This is a genomic window from Cellulomonas sp. NPDC057328, from assembly GCF_042667215.1.
Taxonomy (GTDB): domain Bacteria; phylum Actinomycetota; class Actinomycetes; order Actinomycetales; family Cellulomonadaceae; genus Cellulomonas.
Map to the genome: position 1 here is coordinate 1 of NZ_JBHUZW010000045.1, position 14,172 is coordinate 14,172.

Genomic DNA, 14,172 nt, shown 5'->3' on the forward strand with positions numbered 1-14,172 from the left:
GGACCCGGGCCGTGGCGTGCCCGCACCCGGTGCGCGCCCCCGGACCCCCTGCACCCGGGCGCGCGTCCGCCGGCGGGACGTGGTTGACGTCACGTCCGTCGGTCCGGTAGACCTGTCCGTCGGTGGCACAACGGCGTGGCGCCCGACGCATCACACGGGAGCGGTTCTCGGTAAACCGCACCCGGCGTGCTCGCCGGCCGGAGACGGTCGCAGCGAGCACGTGCGAGGTGAGAGCGCGACCACCGGTCGCCCGCCCCGACACCTTCTCCCACACCGACAGCCTCCGGACGCGCGCAGACCCCGCGAGCCGGGCTCGCGGGGTCTGCGGCGTGCGGCGGAGGGGTCAGCCCTGCTTCCCCAGCGCGTCGATCGCCGCGACCTCGTCGGCCGTGAGCTCGAACCCGAGCGTCCCGAGGTTCTCCTCGATGCGCTCGCGCCGCACGGACTTCGGGATGACGACGACGTCGTGCTCGACGTGCCAGCGCAGCACCACCTGCGCCGGCGTGACGCCGTGCGCGCGCGCCGCGGCCGCGATCGGCTCGGCGTCGAGGTCGGTGCGCTTGAGCGGGCTGTAGCCCTCGACGACGACGCCGCGCTCGCGGTGCGCCGCGAGCAGGTCCGCGTCGTGGTCGACGGGCGAGTACGGGATCTGGTTGACGGCCGGCGCCTCGCCGGTGGCCGCGATCAGCTCGTCGATCTGCGCGATCGAGTAGTTCGAGACGCCGATCGAGCGGACGAGGCCCTCGTCGCGGGCCTTGATGAGCTCCTGCCACACCTCGGGGCTGGCCTGCTTGTTCGGCGGCCAGTGGATGAGCCACAGGTCGAGGTGGTCGGTGCCGAGCGCGGCCAGCGACTCCGTGAGCGTCTGCCGCTCGCGGCCCGCGTGGTCGGGCGGCAGCTTGGTCGTGACGAAGACGTCGTCGCGGTCGATGCCCCGGGTGGCCAGGGCCCGGCCGACGCGGTCCTCGTTGCCGTACCCGGTCGCGGTGTCGATGTGCCGGTAGCCGAGCTGCAGCGCGGTGCTGACGGCGAGCTCGGCCTCGTCGCCCTCGGCCTGCCACGTGCCGAAGCCGAGGACCGGGATGGCGCCGCCGGGCAGGGTGAGGGTCGGTGTCTGGGGGTGCGTGGAGTCCGTCATGCCCTCCATCCTCACCACGCGGGCGCGGTGGCGCGCGTCGGGGACGCCGGGCCCCTAGCCCGCGGTCAGGTCCTGCTCCCTGCCCGACGCCCACTGCGCCACGAGCAGGGTGGCGTCGTCCTGGAGGTGGTCGCCGTGGTGCCGCAGCACGGCGTGCACGACCTGGCGCAGCGTCTCCGGGGCGGGCTCGCCCGCGGCGCCCGAGCGCTCGAGCTGGTCCGTGAGCCGCTCGAGCCCGTAGAACCGCCCGTCGGCGTCCCGCGCCTCGGTGATGCCGTCGGTGTAGAAGACGGCCCAGTCGTCGGGCTCGAGCCACTCCTCCGCGACGTCGATGCGCCCGTCGCCGAGACCGAGCACGATCCGGCGACCGCCCGCGAGCTGCTTGACCACCTTGCCGCGCCGCATGAGCAGCGGCGCAGGGTGCCCGGCGTTGACGTACCGCAGCCGTCCGGTCGCCAGGTCGAGCTCCGCCAGGACGCCCGTCGCGAACGCCCGCTGCTCCCACTCGTCGGCGATCGCGTCGTCGATGCGCTGCAGGACCGCCGAGAGCGGGAGCCCCTCGCGCCGGCCGTTGCGGTACGCGGAGAGCGCCACCGCGGCGACGAGCGTGCCGCGCAGGTCGTGCCCCATCGCGTCGAGCACGGCGAGGTGCGCCACGCCGTCGACGACGCTGTAGTCGAACGCGTCCGCCGCGACGTCGTAGCAGGGCTCGAGGATGCCGGAGACGAGCAGGCCCGGGCAGCCGAAGGTGAGCGGCGGCAGCAGGGCGTGCAGCAGCTCGGTCGGCACCGTGCGGTGGCGGCGGCGCGCCGCGAGGTCGAACGCGTCCCCGTACGGCGACTTCGCCACGACGAGGTGGCCGACGACGTGGCTGAGCAGCCGCAGGCGGTCCTGCACCACCGGGTCGTCGAGGTCGGTGCCGGCGGGCAGCCCGTACTGGAGGACGCCGAGGCGGTGCACGCCGTCGACCAGCGGCACCCACACGGACGGCTCCGGGCCCGGCGCGGGCACCTGCTCGACCCGGCGGAACGCGCGGCCCGCGAGCGTGCCGTCGATGGCGACGGCCGCGGCGTCCGGCACGGACGGCGCAGGCAGCGGGACGAGGCACGACTGCTCGTGGTCGACGACGTACAGGCGGAGCGTCCAGCCGAGGTCGGCAGCGGCGTGGGCCGCGACCTCCGGGAGGTCGTCCGGCCGCGCGAGGTGCACCTCGTCGAGGAAGCGGCGCAGGCAGTTCAGGGTCTGCGTGTCGTCGGCCGTCATGGTCCGACGCTAGACAGGCGTCCGACGTGCCGCGCGGTGGTGGCGCAGCGTGGTTCCGTCAGTCCAGCGTCGCCCCGAGGGCCTTGCGGAGGGTGAGCAGGAGGTTCGACACCACGGCGTGGCGGTCCGCGTCCCCCGCGCGGACCGTCGACCAGGCGAGGTAGAGGGCCGACCACAGGACGCCCTGCGACCAGTCGTCGGGCATGCGCGGGTCCAGGGACCCGTCCTCGCGGCCGCGTGCGCACAGCGCCAGCAGCGCGTCGCCGTTCGCGACGTCGTCGGCCCACGTCTCCTCGGGCACGAGGCCCGTGAAGAGGATGGTCAGCAGGTCGCCGAGCTCCAGGTACTCCTGGGCGACGCGCAGCAGCGCCTCGAGCGCGGTGCCCTCGTCGAGGCGCGCGCGGGCGTGCGCGGCGGCGATGGCGGCGACGGCGTGCCGGGCCACGGCGTCGAGCAGGTCGGCGCGCTCGGGGAAGTACCGGTGCAGGGTCGTCCGGCCGACGTCGGCGCGCTCCGCGACCGTCGCGAGCGAGGCACCCGGGTCCGCGGCCAGGGTGGCGATCGCGGCGTCGAGGATCGCCTGCCGGGTGCGGGCGCGGGGGCCGCCCGCCGCGGCCGTGGCGGCGGCCTCGACGGCGCGCTGCTCCCGGGTGCTGTTCGCCATGAGCGAACGGTACATCGATATCTCGGGATGGAATCTCCGTTGACCGGAATGGAACAACGGTGTTCCACTCGACACATGAGCGACGAGCCCGCCACCTCGCCCCCGCACCCGGCCCCGACGACGTCCACGGCCACCAGCGGCACCGCGACCTCACCCACCGGCACCGCACCCGCCGGCACCGCACCCGCCGACCCGGCGCACGACCCCGCGCCGAAGGGCACCGGAGCGCTCCTCCCGCGCGGCGAGCAGCTGCGCATCCTCCTCGACCTCGTCCGCCCGCACCGCCGCACGCTCGCGCTCGGCCTGCTGCTCGGCCTGTTCAGCACCGCGCTCGCGCTCGCCACACCCATGGTCACGAAGTGGGTGCTCGACACCCTCGGCGGCGACCGGTCGCTGGCCCAGCCGGTCGCGGTGCTGGTGACGCTGTTCCTCGTCGGGTCGGTCGTCGGGTACGTCCAGTGGGTCGTCATGGGCACGCTCGCGGAGCGGATCGTCCTCGACGCCCGCGAGTCGCTCGTGCGCCGGTACCTGCGCGCCACGGTCGCCGCGATCACGGGCCGGCCGACCGGCGAGCTCGTCACCCGCGTCACGTCGGACACCGTGCTGCTGCGCGAGGCGGCGTCGTCGAGCCTCATCAGCCTCGTGAACGGGACCGTGGCGCTGGTCGGCACGCTCGTGCTCATGGGCGTGCTCGACCTCGTCCTGCTGGGCACGACCATGGCGGCGATCGTCGTGGTGGGCGTGATCATGGGCGCGCTGCTGCCCGGCATCGGGGTGGCGGAGAAGGCGTCGCAGGAGGCGCTGGGCCGCCTGGGCGGGACGCTCGAGGGGTCGCTGCGGGCGATGCGGACCGTGAAGTCCAGCCGGGCGGAGGCGCGGCAGGCGGCGGCCATCCTCGGCGCCGCCCGGGAGGCGCGCGACCACTCCGTGCGGGCCGTGCGCACCACCGCGCTCGCGTGGACGGTCGCGTGGGGCGGCATCCAGCTCGCCATCATCGTCATCCTCGGGCTGGGCGCCTGGCGCGTCGCGCAGGGCGAGCTGCCGGTGTCGAGCCTCGTGGCGTTCCTGCTCTACGCCTTCAACATCGTCGGCCCCATCACCGAGCTGACGCAGAGCCTCACGCAGCTGCAGTCCGGGGTCGCGGCGGCGGCCCGGATCAGCGAGGTGCAGGCGATGGACGTCGAGCCGGACGGGCCGGTGGGGCTCGCGCCGGAGGACGCCCGCGCGGACCGGGCCGGCGCCGCGGCGCACGGCGCGGTCGTCGGGGCCGTCGACGGCGCGGTACCGGGCGCGGCGGCGCTCGACGGTGCCGCGCGACGCACCGACGTCCCCGTGCTGGAGCTGCGCGACGTCACCGCCGCCTACGGGCCCGACCGCGAGCCCGCCGTGCGCGACCTCTCGCTCGTCGTCCCGCGGCGCGGGCACACCGCCCTCGTCGGTCCGTCGGGCGCCGGCAAGACGACCGTCTTCTCGCTGCTGCTGCGGTTCCTGGAGCCGCAGGCCGGCGAGATCCTGCTCGACGGCCGCTCCTACGCCACGTGGAGCCACGCGGACGTGCGCGGGCGGTTCGCCTACGTCGAGCAGGAGACGCCCGTCGTCCCCGGCACCATCCGCGACAACCTCCTGTTCAGCAACCCGGCCGCCACCGAGGAGGAGCTCCGGCGCGCCCTCACGGCGGTCCGTCTGGACGGCGCCTTCGACGACCTGCCGGACGGTCTCGACACCCGCCTGTCGGAGACGTCGGTGTCCGGCGGGCAGCGCCAGCGCATCGCGCTCGCGCGGGCGATGGTGTGCCGGCCCGACGTGCTGCTGCTCGACGAGGCGACGGCGCAGGTCGACGGCCTCACCGAGGCCGCGGTGCACGACGTCATCCGCGCGATGGCGACCACCGGCGCGGTCGTCACCGTGGCGCACCGCCTGTCGACGGTCGTCGACGCCGACACGATCCTCGTGCTGGAGGACGGTCGCGTGCGCGCGCAGGGCACCCACGCGCAGCTGCTCGCCACGGACGCGCTCTACCAGGACCTGGTCGAGGCGCTGCGGATCCGCGACGCCGCCGACGAGCCGGTGCCCGCCGAGCCGGTGCCCGCCGAGACGGTGCCCGCCGAGACGGTGCCCGCCGAGGCGTAGCACCGGCCGACGCGCGAGGACCCGGTGGGCCGCCCGTGGGCGGGTCACCGGGTCCGCGCGTCACACCCAGGCGGCCCAGTCCCGCTTGGGGATCATGCAGTGCACGCCCTTGACGGCGTCGACGACCTGGCTGACCTCGAAGTCGCCGGCGGCCGACAGGTAGGCGAGCGCCACCGACCGCGACACCCCGAACCGGCCGTGCAGGAACGCGACGGCGTTGCGCACGGCGCAGCGCATCGCCTCGTCGAGGTCCTCGTCGAGACCGGTGGGCAGCCAGTGCGTCGCCGTCTCCACGACCGGGCCGCCCGCGGCGCCGAGCACCGCGCGGCGGTCGGCCGCGGGCAGCACCGCGAGGCGGACGGTCGCGCGCAGCGACGCCTCGAGCGCCGTGAGCGCGACCTCGCCGTTGCCCTGCGCGAAGTGCGGGTCGCCGGCGAAGAAGAGCGCGCCGTCGACGCCGACGGGCAGGTAGAGCGTCGAGCCGACACCCGTGTGCTTGACGTCGATGTTGCCGCCGTACGGGCCCGGGGGCACCGAGGGCAGGGGCTCGTCCGTGGGCGCCGCGACGCCCATGAGGCCGAGGAACGGGTCGAGGCCGAACTGCACGGTGCGCCCGCCGCCGGCGTCGATGAGGCCGACGTCGCGCCCGTCGCGCCGCTCGACCCACGCGAAGTGGCTGACGGTGCCGTCGCAGACCATCGCGTCCCGGTGCCGCGTGGGCGTGGAGTCGTGGTCCTCGGGGAACTCGCCGGCGAGCGCGCCGTACCCGTGCCGGTTGCTGACGAACCCGTACGGCACGCGCCGGTCGAGGCGCAGCACGTCGACGCGCAGCACGTCGCCGGGCCGGGCGCCCGCCACGTGCACCGGGCCGGTGACGACGTGCGGACCGTCGAGCGGGCCGTTCACCAGTGGCGACGCGGCGACCTCGACCGCGTCGGCGAGCACGTCCGCCACGCCGAACTGGGCGAGGTAGCGCGCCGGGTCGCGGCCCTGGTCCGCGAGCAGGCCCTCGTGGCTGAGGGTGTCGATCGTGACGGTGGCGCCGTCCGCGACCTCGAGCACGGCCGGCGTGCCGCGGTGCGGCAGCCAGCCCCAGTGCGCCTCGTCGGCGCGCGTCGGCAGGTAGTGCTCGCCGGGCACGGGGCCCTCGCCGGGCTGCAGCGCCGCGTCGGTGCGCGTGAGGGTGGGCGTGTCGGTCATCGGGCACCTCCGGTGGGGGCGGCGTCGGGCAGGCCGACGACGAGGTCGATCTCGACGAGCGCGCCGACGGCGAGCCCGGTGGTGCCGACGCACGTGCGCGCCGGCAGGCCCGCGGGGAACCAGGTCGCGTACTCGGCGTTGAACGCCGCGTAGTCGGCGAAGTCCGTGAGGTAGGCGCGGACCATGAGGGTGTCGGCGAGGTGGGCGCCGCTCGCCGCGAGCACGGCGGAGAGGTTGCGCAGGACCTGCCGGGTCTGCGTCACCACGTCGTCGCCGACGACGGCACCGGTCGTCGGGTCGGTGGGCATCTGGCCGGTCACCCACAGCGTGTCGTGCCAGCGCACGGCGTGCGCGAACGGGCCGACGGGCGTCGGCACGCCGGGGCGGCCGGTGTGGACGAGCGCCTCGCGGGCGGGCCGGTCGGGTCGGTCGGGGGACGTCACGCTCACACCTCCGCCGTGTCCATGGCGCCGACGAACGCGCGCGTGGTCGCGTGCCGCGGCCGGAGCAGGACGTCGTCCGCCGGGCCCTCCTCGACGACGACGCCGCCGGCCATGAAGACCACGCGGTCGGCCACCTCGCGGGCGAACCGCAGCTGGTGGGTGGCGATGACCATCGTCAGCCCCGAGCCGCGCGCCAGGTCCCGGATGACGCGCAGCACCTCGGCGACCTTCTCGGGGTCGAGCGCGCTGGTCGGCTCGTCGAGCAGCAGCACCCGCGGGCGCGGCGCGAGCGCCCGGGCGATGCCGACGCGCTGCTGCTGCCCGCCGGACAGGTGCCGGGGGAGCGCGTCGGCGCGGTGCTCCATGCCGACCTGCGCGAGCAGCTCGTCCGCGCGGGCGAACGCCTCGTCCCGCGGCACGCCCTGCACCCAGCGCAGCGGCGCCGCGACGTTCTCCCGCACGGTCAGGTGCTCGAACAGGTCGAACGACTGGAACACCATGCCGACGCCGGCCTCGACGCGCTGCCGGGCGACCTTCCGCTCGGGCAGCTCGCGGCCCTGCCAGTCGTAGCCGACCGACGTCCCCCCGACGAGCACGGAGCCGCCGTCGAGCCCGTCGAGGTGGTTGAGCGTGCGCAGCAGCGTGCTCTTGCCGGACCCGCTGGGCCCGAGGAGCGCGACGACCTCGCCCTCGCGGACCATGAGGTCGATGCCGCGCAGCACCTCGGTGTCGCCGTAGGACCGGCGCAGCCCCCGCGCCTCGACCATCGCCTCGCCGAACCCGCGCGGCGGCGGGTCGGCCTGCGTGCGCCGGTGCTCGGCGGGCGGGGCGTCCGGCGCGGCGACGGGCGCCGGCGCCGAGACGGGCACGGCGGCACCCGGCGCCGGGGGCACCGGCCGGCGGCGCAGGGCCGCGAACCAGCCGCGCCGGCGGACGCCGTCGGGGTCGACGAGCGCCTCCACCAGCAGCTGCACCCCGGTGAGGGCCGCGGTCAGCAGCAGGTACATGACCGCCGTCGCGAAGTAGATCTCGAAGTAGTCGAACGTGGCCGACGCGAGCTGCTGCGTGCGCAGCGTCAGCTCCGGCACGGCGATGACCGACGCGAGCGCCGAGTTCTTCATGGTGGCGACGGCCTCGTTGCCGAGGGCCGGCACCATGGCGCGGAACGCCTGGGGGCCCACGACACGGCGGAGCAGCTGCACGGGCGTCAGCCCCACCGCGCGTCCCGCGGCGCGCTGCCCGGCGGGCACCTCGCGCACCGCGGAGCGGATGATCTCGGCGAAGAACGTCGCCTCGTTCATCGCGAGCGCGACGCCCCCGGCGACCACCGGCGCGAGCACGAGGCCCGCGTGCGGCAGGACCGTGAAGACGAACACGAGCTGCAGGATCAGCGGCGTGCCGCGGTACAGCGTCGTGTACGCCCGGGCCACGGCCCGCACGCCGCGGTGCCGCGAGAGCAGCATCGCCGCCAGCACGCAGCCGAGCAGCAGCCCGCCGGCGAAACCCCAGCCGAGCAGCTGGAGGGTGAACGCCATGCCCTGCAGCAGGTACGGCAGGGTCAGGTAGTGCAGGAAGTCCGCCATGTCGTGGGCCTCGCCGTCAGCCGACGCTGAGGACGGTCGGCTCGGCCACCGCGTTGGCGTCGAGCTCCCACTTCTCGGCGAGCTCCGCCTGCAGGCCCGACCCCTGGATGGCGGTCAACGCGCCGACGACCGCGTCGCGGAAGTCGTGCTCACCCTGCAGGACGCCCACGCCGATCTCGTAGTCGAGCATCACGGTCTCGGCCTGGTCGAGGTCGTCGGGGTGCTCGGCGATGAAGCGGGTGACGGTGTTGACGTCGTTCATGTACGCGTCGGCGCGGCCGGCGAGGATGGCCTGGACGCAGTCGGCGCTCGAGTCGAACAGCGCGAGCTCGGGGGCCGGCAGGCCCGCGGCCTCGCAGTCGGGGCCGACGGCCTCGACGAGCGGGACCTCGACGTAGCCCTTGTTGAGCGCGACCGTCAGGCCGCAGATCGAGGTGTCGATGCCCGTGATGCCCTCGGGGTTGCCCTTCGCGACGAGCACGCCGTCGAACACCTTCGAGTAGCTGACGAAGTCGACGCCGCCCGCGGCGCGCTCCTCGGTCGCGTACAGGTTGGACAGGATCCAGTCGGCCTGGCCGCTCGCGACCGTGGGGATGAGCTCGGAGAAGCCGACGGGGACGTAGTCGACGGTGAAGCCGAGGCACGCGCCGATGGCCTCGCCGAGGTCGATGTCGAAGCCGATGTACCGGTCCGGGTTCTCGGGGTCGATGATCTCGTAGCCCGGCGTGTGCGGGTTGATCGCGTTGGTCTGCGTGGTGCCGGCGAGGTCGGGGTGCGCCTCGCGCAGCTCGGCGCACTCGGCGGAGGCCGCCAGGTCGGCCCACGGGCCGTCCGCGGCGTCGGCGGTGCCGGCGTCGGCCGTGGAGGAGCAGGCGGTGAGCGCGAGCAGGAGGGCGGCGGCCGTGGGGAGGGCGGCGCGGCGTGCGGAGGTCATGGGGGGACGTCCTCTCGGTCGGGCGGTCGGCGTCCGGCGGGTGTCCCCGGCGCCTGCATCGGTCAGATGGTCTGACCAATGCCGAGACCGTACGGCCGCTCCGGCGCTGGCTGTCTCGACATCGAGAGACTGTTACGGCCATTTCACCGGCGCGAAACAACGGTCGGATGGTCAGACCAATCGCGACGTCCGTGCGTGGTACGTTCCGGACCACCCGCCGCCGAGGAGGACCGTTGGCCCCCGTCGAGATCCCGCCGCTCACGCGCCGTGCCGAGAGCACCCCGGTCGTGCTCGCGGCACACCTGGAACGGCTCATCGCCACGGGTCAGGTGGCCGCCGGCGACCGCCTGCCGTCCGAGCGCGCCCTCGCCGCCTCGCTCTCCGTGTCGCGCGCGACGCTGCGCGAGGCCATGCACGAGCTCGAGGCCAAGCACCTCATCGAGCGGCGGCCGGGCCGCGGCACGGTCGTCGTCGAGCGCACCGACGCCGAGCGCGCGCTGCTCGACCTGTCGTCGCCGGCGCGCGAGGCCCGCGACGCCGCGGAGCTGCGCGAGATCGTCGAGCCGTCCGTCGCCGGCCTCGCCGCCCAGCGCGCCACGCCGGCCAACCTGCTCCAGCTCCGCGGGGTGCTCGACCGCACGACCCCCCGGCTGCGCCCCGCGGCGTCCCTCGAGTGCGACACCGAGTTCCACCTGCTCGTCGCGCAGGCCGCCGGCAACCCGCTGCTCACGACGCTGCACTCGATGGTCGCCGAGTGGACCATGGACGTCCGCCGCCACTCCCACACGACCGCCGAGGGCCGGCGCACCTCGCGCGAGGGGCACCTCGCGATCTACGCCGCCATCGAGGCGCACGACGCCGCCCGCGCCCGCGCGGCGATGGCCGAGCACCTCGGCGACGTGCGGCGGCTGATCGCCGGCACGGCGGGCTGACGGCGCGCCCGTCCGCGGTCGGGGCGCGCGGCGACCGTCAGCGCGCGGCCAGGTCCGGCGGGCCCAGCCCGGGGTGCCGCCGCCGCAGCACCGGCGGCGCCGCCCACCACCACGACTCGGCGAGCAGCGCGGCGACGAGGTCCTCGTCGGCGACGCGCAGGTCGACGAGCACGAGGTTCGTGCCGGCGTGGTGGTCGGTCGTCGAGAAGAGCCGCGGGTCCTGCGCGACGAGCGCACGGCGCTCGCCGTCGTCCTCGACGCGGACCGTCAGCCGGTCGTCGTCCCACATCCGCCCGACGAGCGCCCGGTGGAACCACGCGGGCCGCCCCCAGCTCGACCGCTCGGTGACCTCGGGCAGGGCGAGGGCCAGGCGACGCACGCCGTCGACGTCCACCCGCCCAGCATGGGCGCACGGACGCCGCGGCGGCTACTCCTCGCCGCCCGGCCCGCCGCGGCCCGGCGTCGCCTGCAGGCGCCCGCCGCCGTCACCGGTCAGCCCGAGCTCGTCCACGAGGTAGAGGAACGCCCGGGCGTACGGGTGGTCCGCGGTCTCCTCGCGGACCTGCTCCCAGTCGATCTGCTCGCGCAGCGCCCGCGCCATCGGCAGCAGCCACGTGAAGTCGCAGTAGTGCTCGCCGAGCACGCGCATCTTCGCGGAGATGATGTCGGTGGCAGGCAGCACCGGCATCCGCACCGCGAGGACCTCGAGCTGCTCCGCGCGCTCGAGCTGGTCGTACGTGACGGGCTCGCCGACCATGCGGAAGAGCACGTCGACGAGCTGCCCGTGGTGGTAGGCCTTGAACAGCCAGTTCTCCGCGGGCTGCTGCACGTCGAGACCCGCGGCCGCCAGCGCGTTCTTGGCGCGGTCGACGTCCTCCTCGGCGATCGCGAAGTCGGCGTCGTGGCTCGGCTCCGGCGCGCCGCGTGCCCACGCGGCGTAGCCGCCGACCAGCGCGAAGGGGATCTCGGCGTCGAGCAGCGCGACGGCGGTGCGCCGCAGGCCGTCCTGCAGGGCGGCACGGTCGTCGGGGGTCTCCGCGCCCGTGGGCGCGGGCAGCGGGGGCGGGGCCGCGCCGACGAGCGGAGCGGCACCGCCGGTCGGCGTCGTCTCGGTAGGCATGCACGGTGTCTACACGCCCTGCGCCCGGTTCGCAGGGCGAGCGGCGGGGGACGGGCGCGCGAGCCTGCTCGGCCCGGTCCGCGGAGCCCTGCCCGCGCGGCGACGCGGACGCCGGGTCACAATCGCGGCGTGCGGCTGGCCACCTTCAACATCCTGCACGGGCGCTCCACCGTCGACGGGCGGGTCGACCTCGACCGGTTCGCGGACGCGGTCCGGCGCCTCGACGTCGACGTCCTCGCCCTCCAGGAGGTCGACCGCGGGCAGGCGCGCTCGCACGGCGCCGACCTCACGGCCGTGGCGGCGGACGCGATGGGCGCGCCGCACCACCGCTTCGTCGCGACCCTGCACGGCGAGCCCGACCTGTGGGTCGCCGCGACCGGCGACGCGCAGCCGTCGGGCGCGGCGTACGGCATCGCGCTGCTGTCGCGGCTGCCCGTGCACGAGTGGCGCGTCGTGGCGCTGCCCGCGCTGCGCGGCCGCACACCCATCCGGTTCCCCGGCGCCCGCTGGCCGGTGCTCGTGCGCGACGAGCCACGGTCGGCGATCGCCGGCGTCGTCGAGACCGCCGACGGCCCGTGCACGGTCGTGGGCACGCACCTCACGTTCATCCCCGGCTGGAACGCGCGCCAGCTGCGGCACGTCGTCCGCGCGACGCGCACGCTGCCAGGCCCCCGCGTGGTGATGGGCGACCTCAACATGTCCGGCGACCGGCCGGCGCGCGTGTCGGGCCTGCGGCCGCTGGCCCGGGCGTCGACGTACCCCCTGACGACGCCGCAGCGGCAGCTCGACCACGTGCTCGGCGGCGGGCGCGTGGCCGCGACGTCGGGTGCGCGCTCGCTCGACCTCGGCCTGTCGGACCACCGCGCGCTCGTCGTCGACGTGGCCGTCGGCGAGGCCGCGGGCGCACGGTAGGCGACCGCGGCGTCGCGTGCACGCACGCCCGTCGGCGTGCCCGGCGGGGTCTCGCGCAGCGGACGCCCGTTTGCGCGGGCGCGCGCCGTCTGGTCACGGTGGGGCACGACCGACGGCGTCGGCCCCGACGGCCCCGGCCGGACGGGACGGCGTCACCAGGCGAGCAGAGAGGAGCCCACGTGCTCACCCTGACCGACAACGCCCGCACCGCCGTCGAGACCCTCACCCAGAGCGCCGGCCTGCCCGACGAGGGCGGCCTGCGCATCGCCGAGCAGGACTCGGGGGGTTTCGAGCTCGCGCTCGTCGCCGGCCCGGACCCGGGCGACGACGTCGTGACCGCGGGCGACGCGCACGTCTACGTCGACCCCCGCACGTCGCGCACGCTGACCGACCAGCGCCTGGACGTCGAGGCGGTCGGCGACGGGTCGGCGTTCACGCTGACCCGGCAGTGACGACCCGCCGGTGCTGACGACCCGGCGCAGCCTCACCCCGACGCCCTCGGTGCCGCACGGCACCGGGGGCGTCGTGCCGCGTCAGCCCGCGCTCACGGACCAGAGCACCAGCGCGATCCAGCCGAGGACGGGCAGGAGCAGCTGGAGCACCACGGCGCCGACCGACGTCCAGAGCGCCGCGGTCGCCACCCGTCCCTCGCCGCGCCGCCGCCCGACCACGGCCAGCACGATCGCGACCGGCCCCAGCACGTTGGGCGCCCGGACCGCCGGCACGAGGGTGCCGATCACCGCGACCACGGTGACGGCGGCGAGCACGAACGCCGCGACCGACCACCACGGCACGGCCGCGCGCACGGGGGCGTCCACCGGTGCGACGTCCGACGCGACGTCCGGTGCGACGTGCGTCGCGGCGTCCGGTGCGTCGTGCGTCGCGTCGTGCGCCGGGGACGGCACGGCGCCCGGCTCGTCCGGGTGCTGCGGGCCCGGGGTGGGGACGGTCACGGGTGCTCCTGTCGTCGGGCCGCCGGGACGGCTGCGGCCGACCCATCTTCCCGAACGCCCCCGCACGACGCCGCCGCCGTCACCCTGACGCGGTCTCGCCGCGGACGGGGGTCCGGCGTGCGCCTCGGCCGCCCGATCCGCACGCCAGGCCCCGTTCGCGACGGTCGCCGGGCGGCGGTGGGCGGTGGTGGGCGGTCGGGTCGGCGGGGGTCGCCGTCAGGCGCCCAGGAGGTCCTCGAAGGACGGCACCGCGTCGTACAGCCCCGTGCGGCGCACGGGCGCGCGGCCGGCGACGCGCTCGGCGAGCTGCTCGCCGGCGCGGCGGATGCGGTCGGGCAGGGGGCGGGTGTCGTCCGTGCCCGCGTCGGCCCAGTCGTCGGTCGCGGCGAACACGCCGGTGGGGACGACGTCGGCGCCGAGGTACGCGAACAGCGGGCGCAGCGCGTGGTCGACCGCGAGGGAGTGTCGCGGCGTGCCGCCGGTCGCGCCGAGGACGACGGGCGTGCCGCGCAACGCGTCCTTGTCGAGGACGTCGACGAAGGACTTGAAGAGCCCCGCGTAGGACGCGGTGTAGACGGGGGAGACCGCGACGACGCCGTCGGCCGCCGCGACGGCCTCCTGCGCCTCGGCCAGCGGCTCGCGGGCGAAGCCGGTCAGGGTCATGTCGACGACCTCGTGCGCGAGGTCGCGCAGCTCGACGACGGTGACGCGCGCGGCGACGCCGCGCTCGGCGAGGGCGGAGACGGTGGCGTCGGCGAGGCGGTCGGCGAGCATCCGCGTCGACGAGGGCTGCGAGAGGCCGCCCGAGACGACGACGATGGAGCGTTCGCTCATGGTGGTGCCTTCTTCCGGTGCTGCTGGTGGTGCGGGGACTGCGGTGGGGGAGTGCGGTGCGGTGCG

The 14,172-nt window shown here is 75.9% G+C and carries 15 protein-coding genes; 4 read left to right on the forward strand and 11 right to left on the reverse strand.

Annotated features, from left to right (window positions below):
- Positions 1 to 343: 343 nt before the first annotated feature.
- The 3 genes from ACFUMH_RS10025 to ACFUMH_RS10035 are packed head-to-tail and all read right to left on the reverse strand — an operon-like array spanning position 344 to position 3,065.
- Entirely contained in the window at positions 344 to 1,138 is a 795-nt protein-coding gene (locus tag ACFUMH_RS10025; protein WP_378204186.1) for an aldo/keto reductase, read from the reverse strand.
- A 54-nt stretch (positions 1,139 to 1,192) separates the two neighbouring features.
- A complete protein-coding gene (locus ACFUMH_RS10030) occupies positions 1,193 to 2,401 on the reverse strand; it encodes a PP2C family protein-serine/threonine phosphatase (protein WP_378204189.1) in 1,209 nt (402 codons plus the stop codon).
- Between the two features lie 58 nt (positions 2,402 to 2,459).
- On the reverse strand, positions 2,460 to 3,065 hold the full coding sequence (locus ACFUMH_RS10035) for a TetR/AcrR family transcriptional regulator (protein ID WP_378204192.1): 606 nt from the start codon (positions 3,063 to 3,065) through the stop codon (positions 2,460 to 2,462).
- 75 nt (positions 3,066 to 3,140) lie between these two features.
- Between ACFUMH_RS10035 and ACFUMH_RS10040 the strand changes: the two genes are divergently transcribed.
- On the forward strand, positions 3,141 to 5,195 hold the full coding sequence (locus ACFUMH_RS10040) for an ABC transporter ATP-binding protein (protein ID WP_378204195.1): 2,055 nt from the start codon (positions 3,141 to 3,143) through the stop codon (positions 5,193 to 5,195).
- A gap of 60 nt (positions 5,196 to 5,255) precedes the next feature.
- On the opposite strand, the gene ACFUMH_RS10045 is transcribed toward ACFUMH_RS10040, so the two are convergent.
- Genes ACFUMH_RS10045 through ACFUMH_RS10060 form a run of 4 tightly spaced genes read right to left on the reverse strand, consistent with a single transcriptional unit; the run spans position 5,256 to position 9,355 of the window.
- Complete coding sequence (locus tag ACFUMH_RS10045; protein ID WP_378204198.1) at positions 5,256 to 6,395, reverse strand: acetamidase/formamidase family protein; 1,140 nt, start codon at positions 6,393 to 6,395, stop codon at positions 5,256 to 5,258.
- Positions 6,392 to 6,838: a RidA family protein gene (locus tag ACFUMH_RS10050; RefSeq protein WP_378204201.1), complete on the reverse strand. Its 447-nt coding sequence runs from the start codon at positions 6,836 to 6,838 to the stop codon at positions 6,392 to 6,394. Before ACFUMH_RS10050 ends, ACFUMH_RS10045 begins: the two co-directional genes overlap by 4 nt.
- 2 nt (positions 6,839 to 6,840) lie before the next feature.
- Positions 6,841 to 8,421, reverse strand: a complete 1,581-nt coding sequence (locus ACFUMH_RS10055; RefSeq protein WP_378204204.1) for an amino acid ABC transporter permease/ATP-binding protein — start codon at positions 8,419 to 8,421, stop codon at positions 6,841 to 6,843.
- Between the two features lie 16 nt (positions 8,422 to 8,437).
- Positions 8,438 to 9,355, reverse strand: a complete 918-nt coding sequence (locus tag ACFUMH_RS10060) for an ABC transporter substrate-binding protein (RefSeq protein WP_378204207.1) — start codon at positions 9,353 to 9,355, stop codon at positions 8,438 to 8,440.
- A gap of 233 nt (positions 9,356 to 9,588) precedes the next feature.
- On the opposite strand from ACFUMH_RS10060, the gene ACFUMH_RS10065 reads away from it, so the two are divergent.
- On the forward strand, positions 9,589 to 10,287 hold the full coding sequence (locus ACFUMH_RS10065; RefSeq protein WP_378204210.1) for a FadR/GntR family transcriptional regulator: 699 nt from the start codon (positions 9,589 to 9,591) through the stop codon (positions 10,285 to 10,287).
- A 37-nt stretch (positions 10,288 to 10,324) separates the two neighbouring features.
- Here the strand turns inward: ACFUMH_RS10065 and ACFUMH_RS10070 are convergent, their stop codons facing one another.
- Complete coding sequence (locus tag ACFUMH_RS10070) at positions 10,325 to 10,681, reverse strand: MmcQ/YjbR family DNA-binding protein (protein WP_378204213.1); 357 nt, start codon at positions 10,679 to 10,681, stop codon at positions 10,325 to 10,327.
- A gap of 33 nt (positions 10,682 to 10,714) precedes the next feature.
- Entirely contained in the window at positions 10,715 to 11,407 is a 693-nt protein-coding gene (locus ACFUMH_RS10075; RefSeq protein WP_378204216.1) for a nucleotidyltransferase family protein, read from the reverse strand.
- A 129-nt stretch (positions 11,408 to 11,536) separates the two neighbouring features.
- Between ACFUMH_RS10075 and ACFUMH_RS10080 the strand changes: the two genes are divergently transcribed.
- Positions 11,537 to 12,319 (forward strand): endonuclease/exonuclease/phosphatase family protein, encoded by a 783-nt coding sequence (locus tag ACFUMH_RS10080; protein ID WP_378204219.1) that lies wholly within the window; start codon positions 11,537 to 11,539, stop codon positions 12,317 to 12,319.
- A 179-nt stretch (positions 12,320 to 12,498) separates the two neighbouring features.
- Positions 12,499 to 12,771: an adhesin gene (locus ACFUMH_RS10085; protein ID WP_378204222.1), complete on the forward strand. Its 273-nt coding sequence runs from the start codon at positions 12,499 to 12,501 to the stop codon at positions 12,769 to 12,771.
- Between the two features lie 81 nt (positions 12,772 to 12,852).
- Here the strand turns inward: ACFUMH_RS10085 and ACFUMH_RS10090 are convergent, their stop codons facing one another.
- Both ACFUMH_RS10090 and ACFUMH_RS10095 read right to left on the reverse strand, forming a co-directional pair.
- A complete protein-coding gene (locus tag ACFUMH_RS10090; RefSeq protein WP_378204224.1) occupies positions 12,853 to 13,272 on the reverse strand; it encodes a hypothetical protein in 420 nt (139 codons plus the stop codon).
- 216 nt (positions 13,273 to 13,488) lie between these two features.
- The gene (locus ACFUMH_RS10095) at positions 13,489 to 14,106 is read right to left on the reverse strand and encodes a CE1759 family FMN reductase (RefSeq protein ID WP_378204227.1); all 618 of its coding nucleotides are present in this window, start codon (positions 14,104 to 14,106) and stop codon (positions 13,489 to 13,491) included.
- Between the last annotated feature and the right edge of the window lie 66 nt (positions 14,107 to 14,172).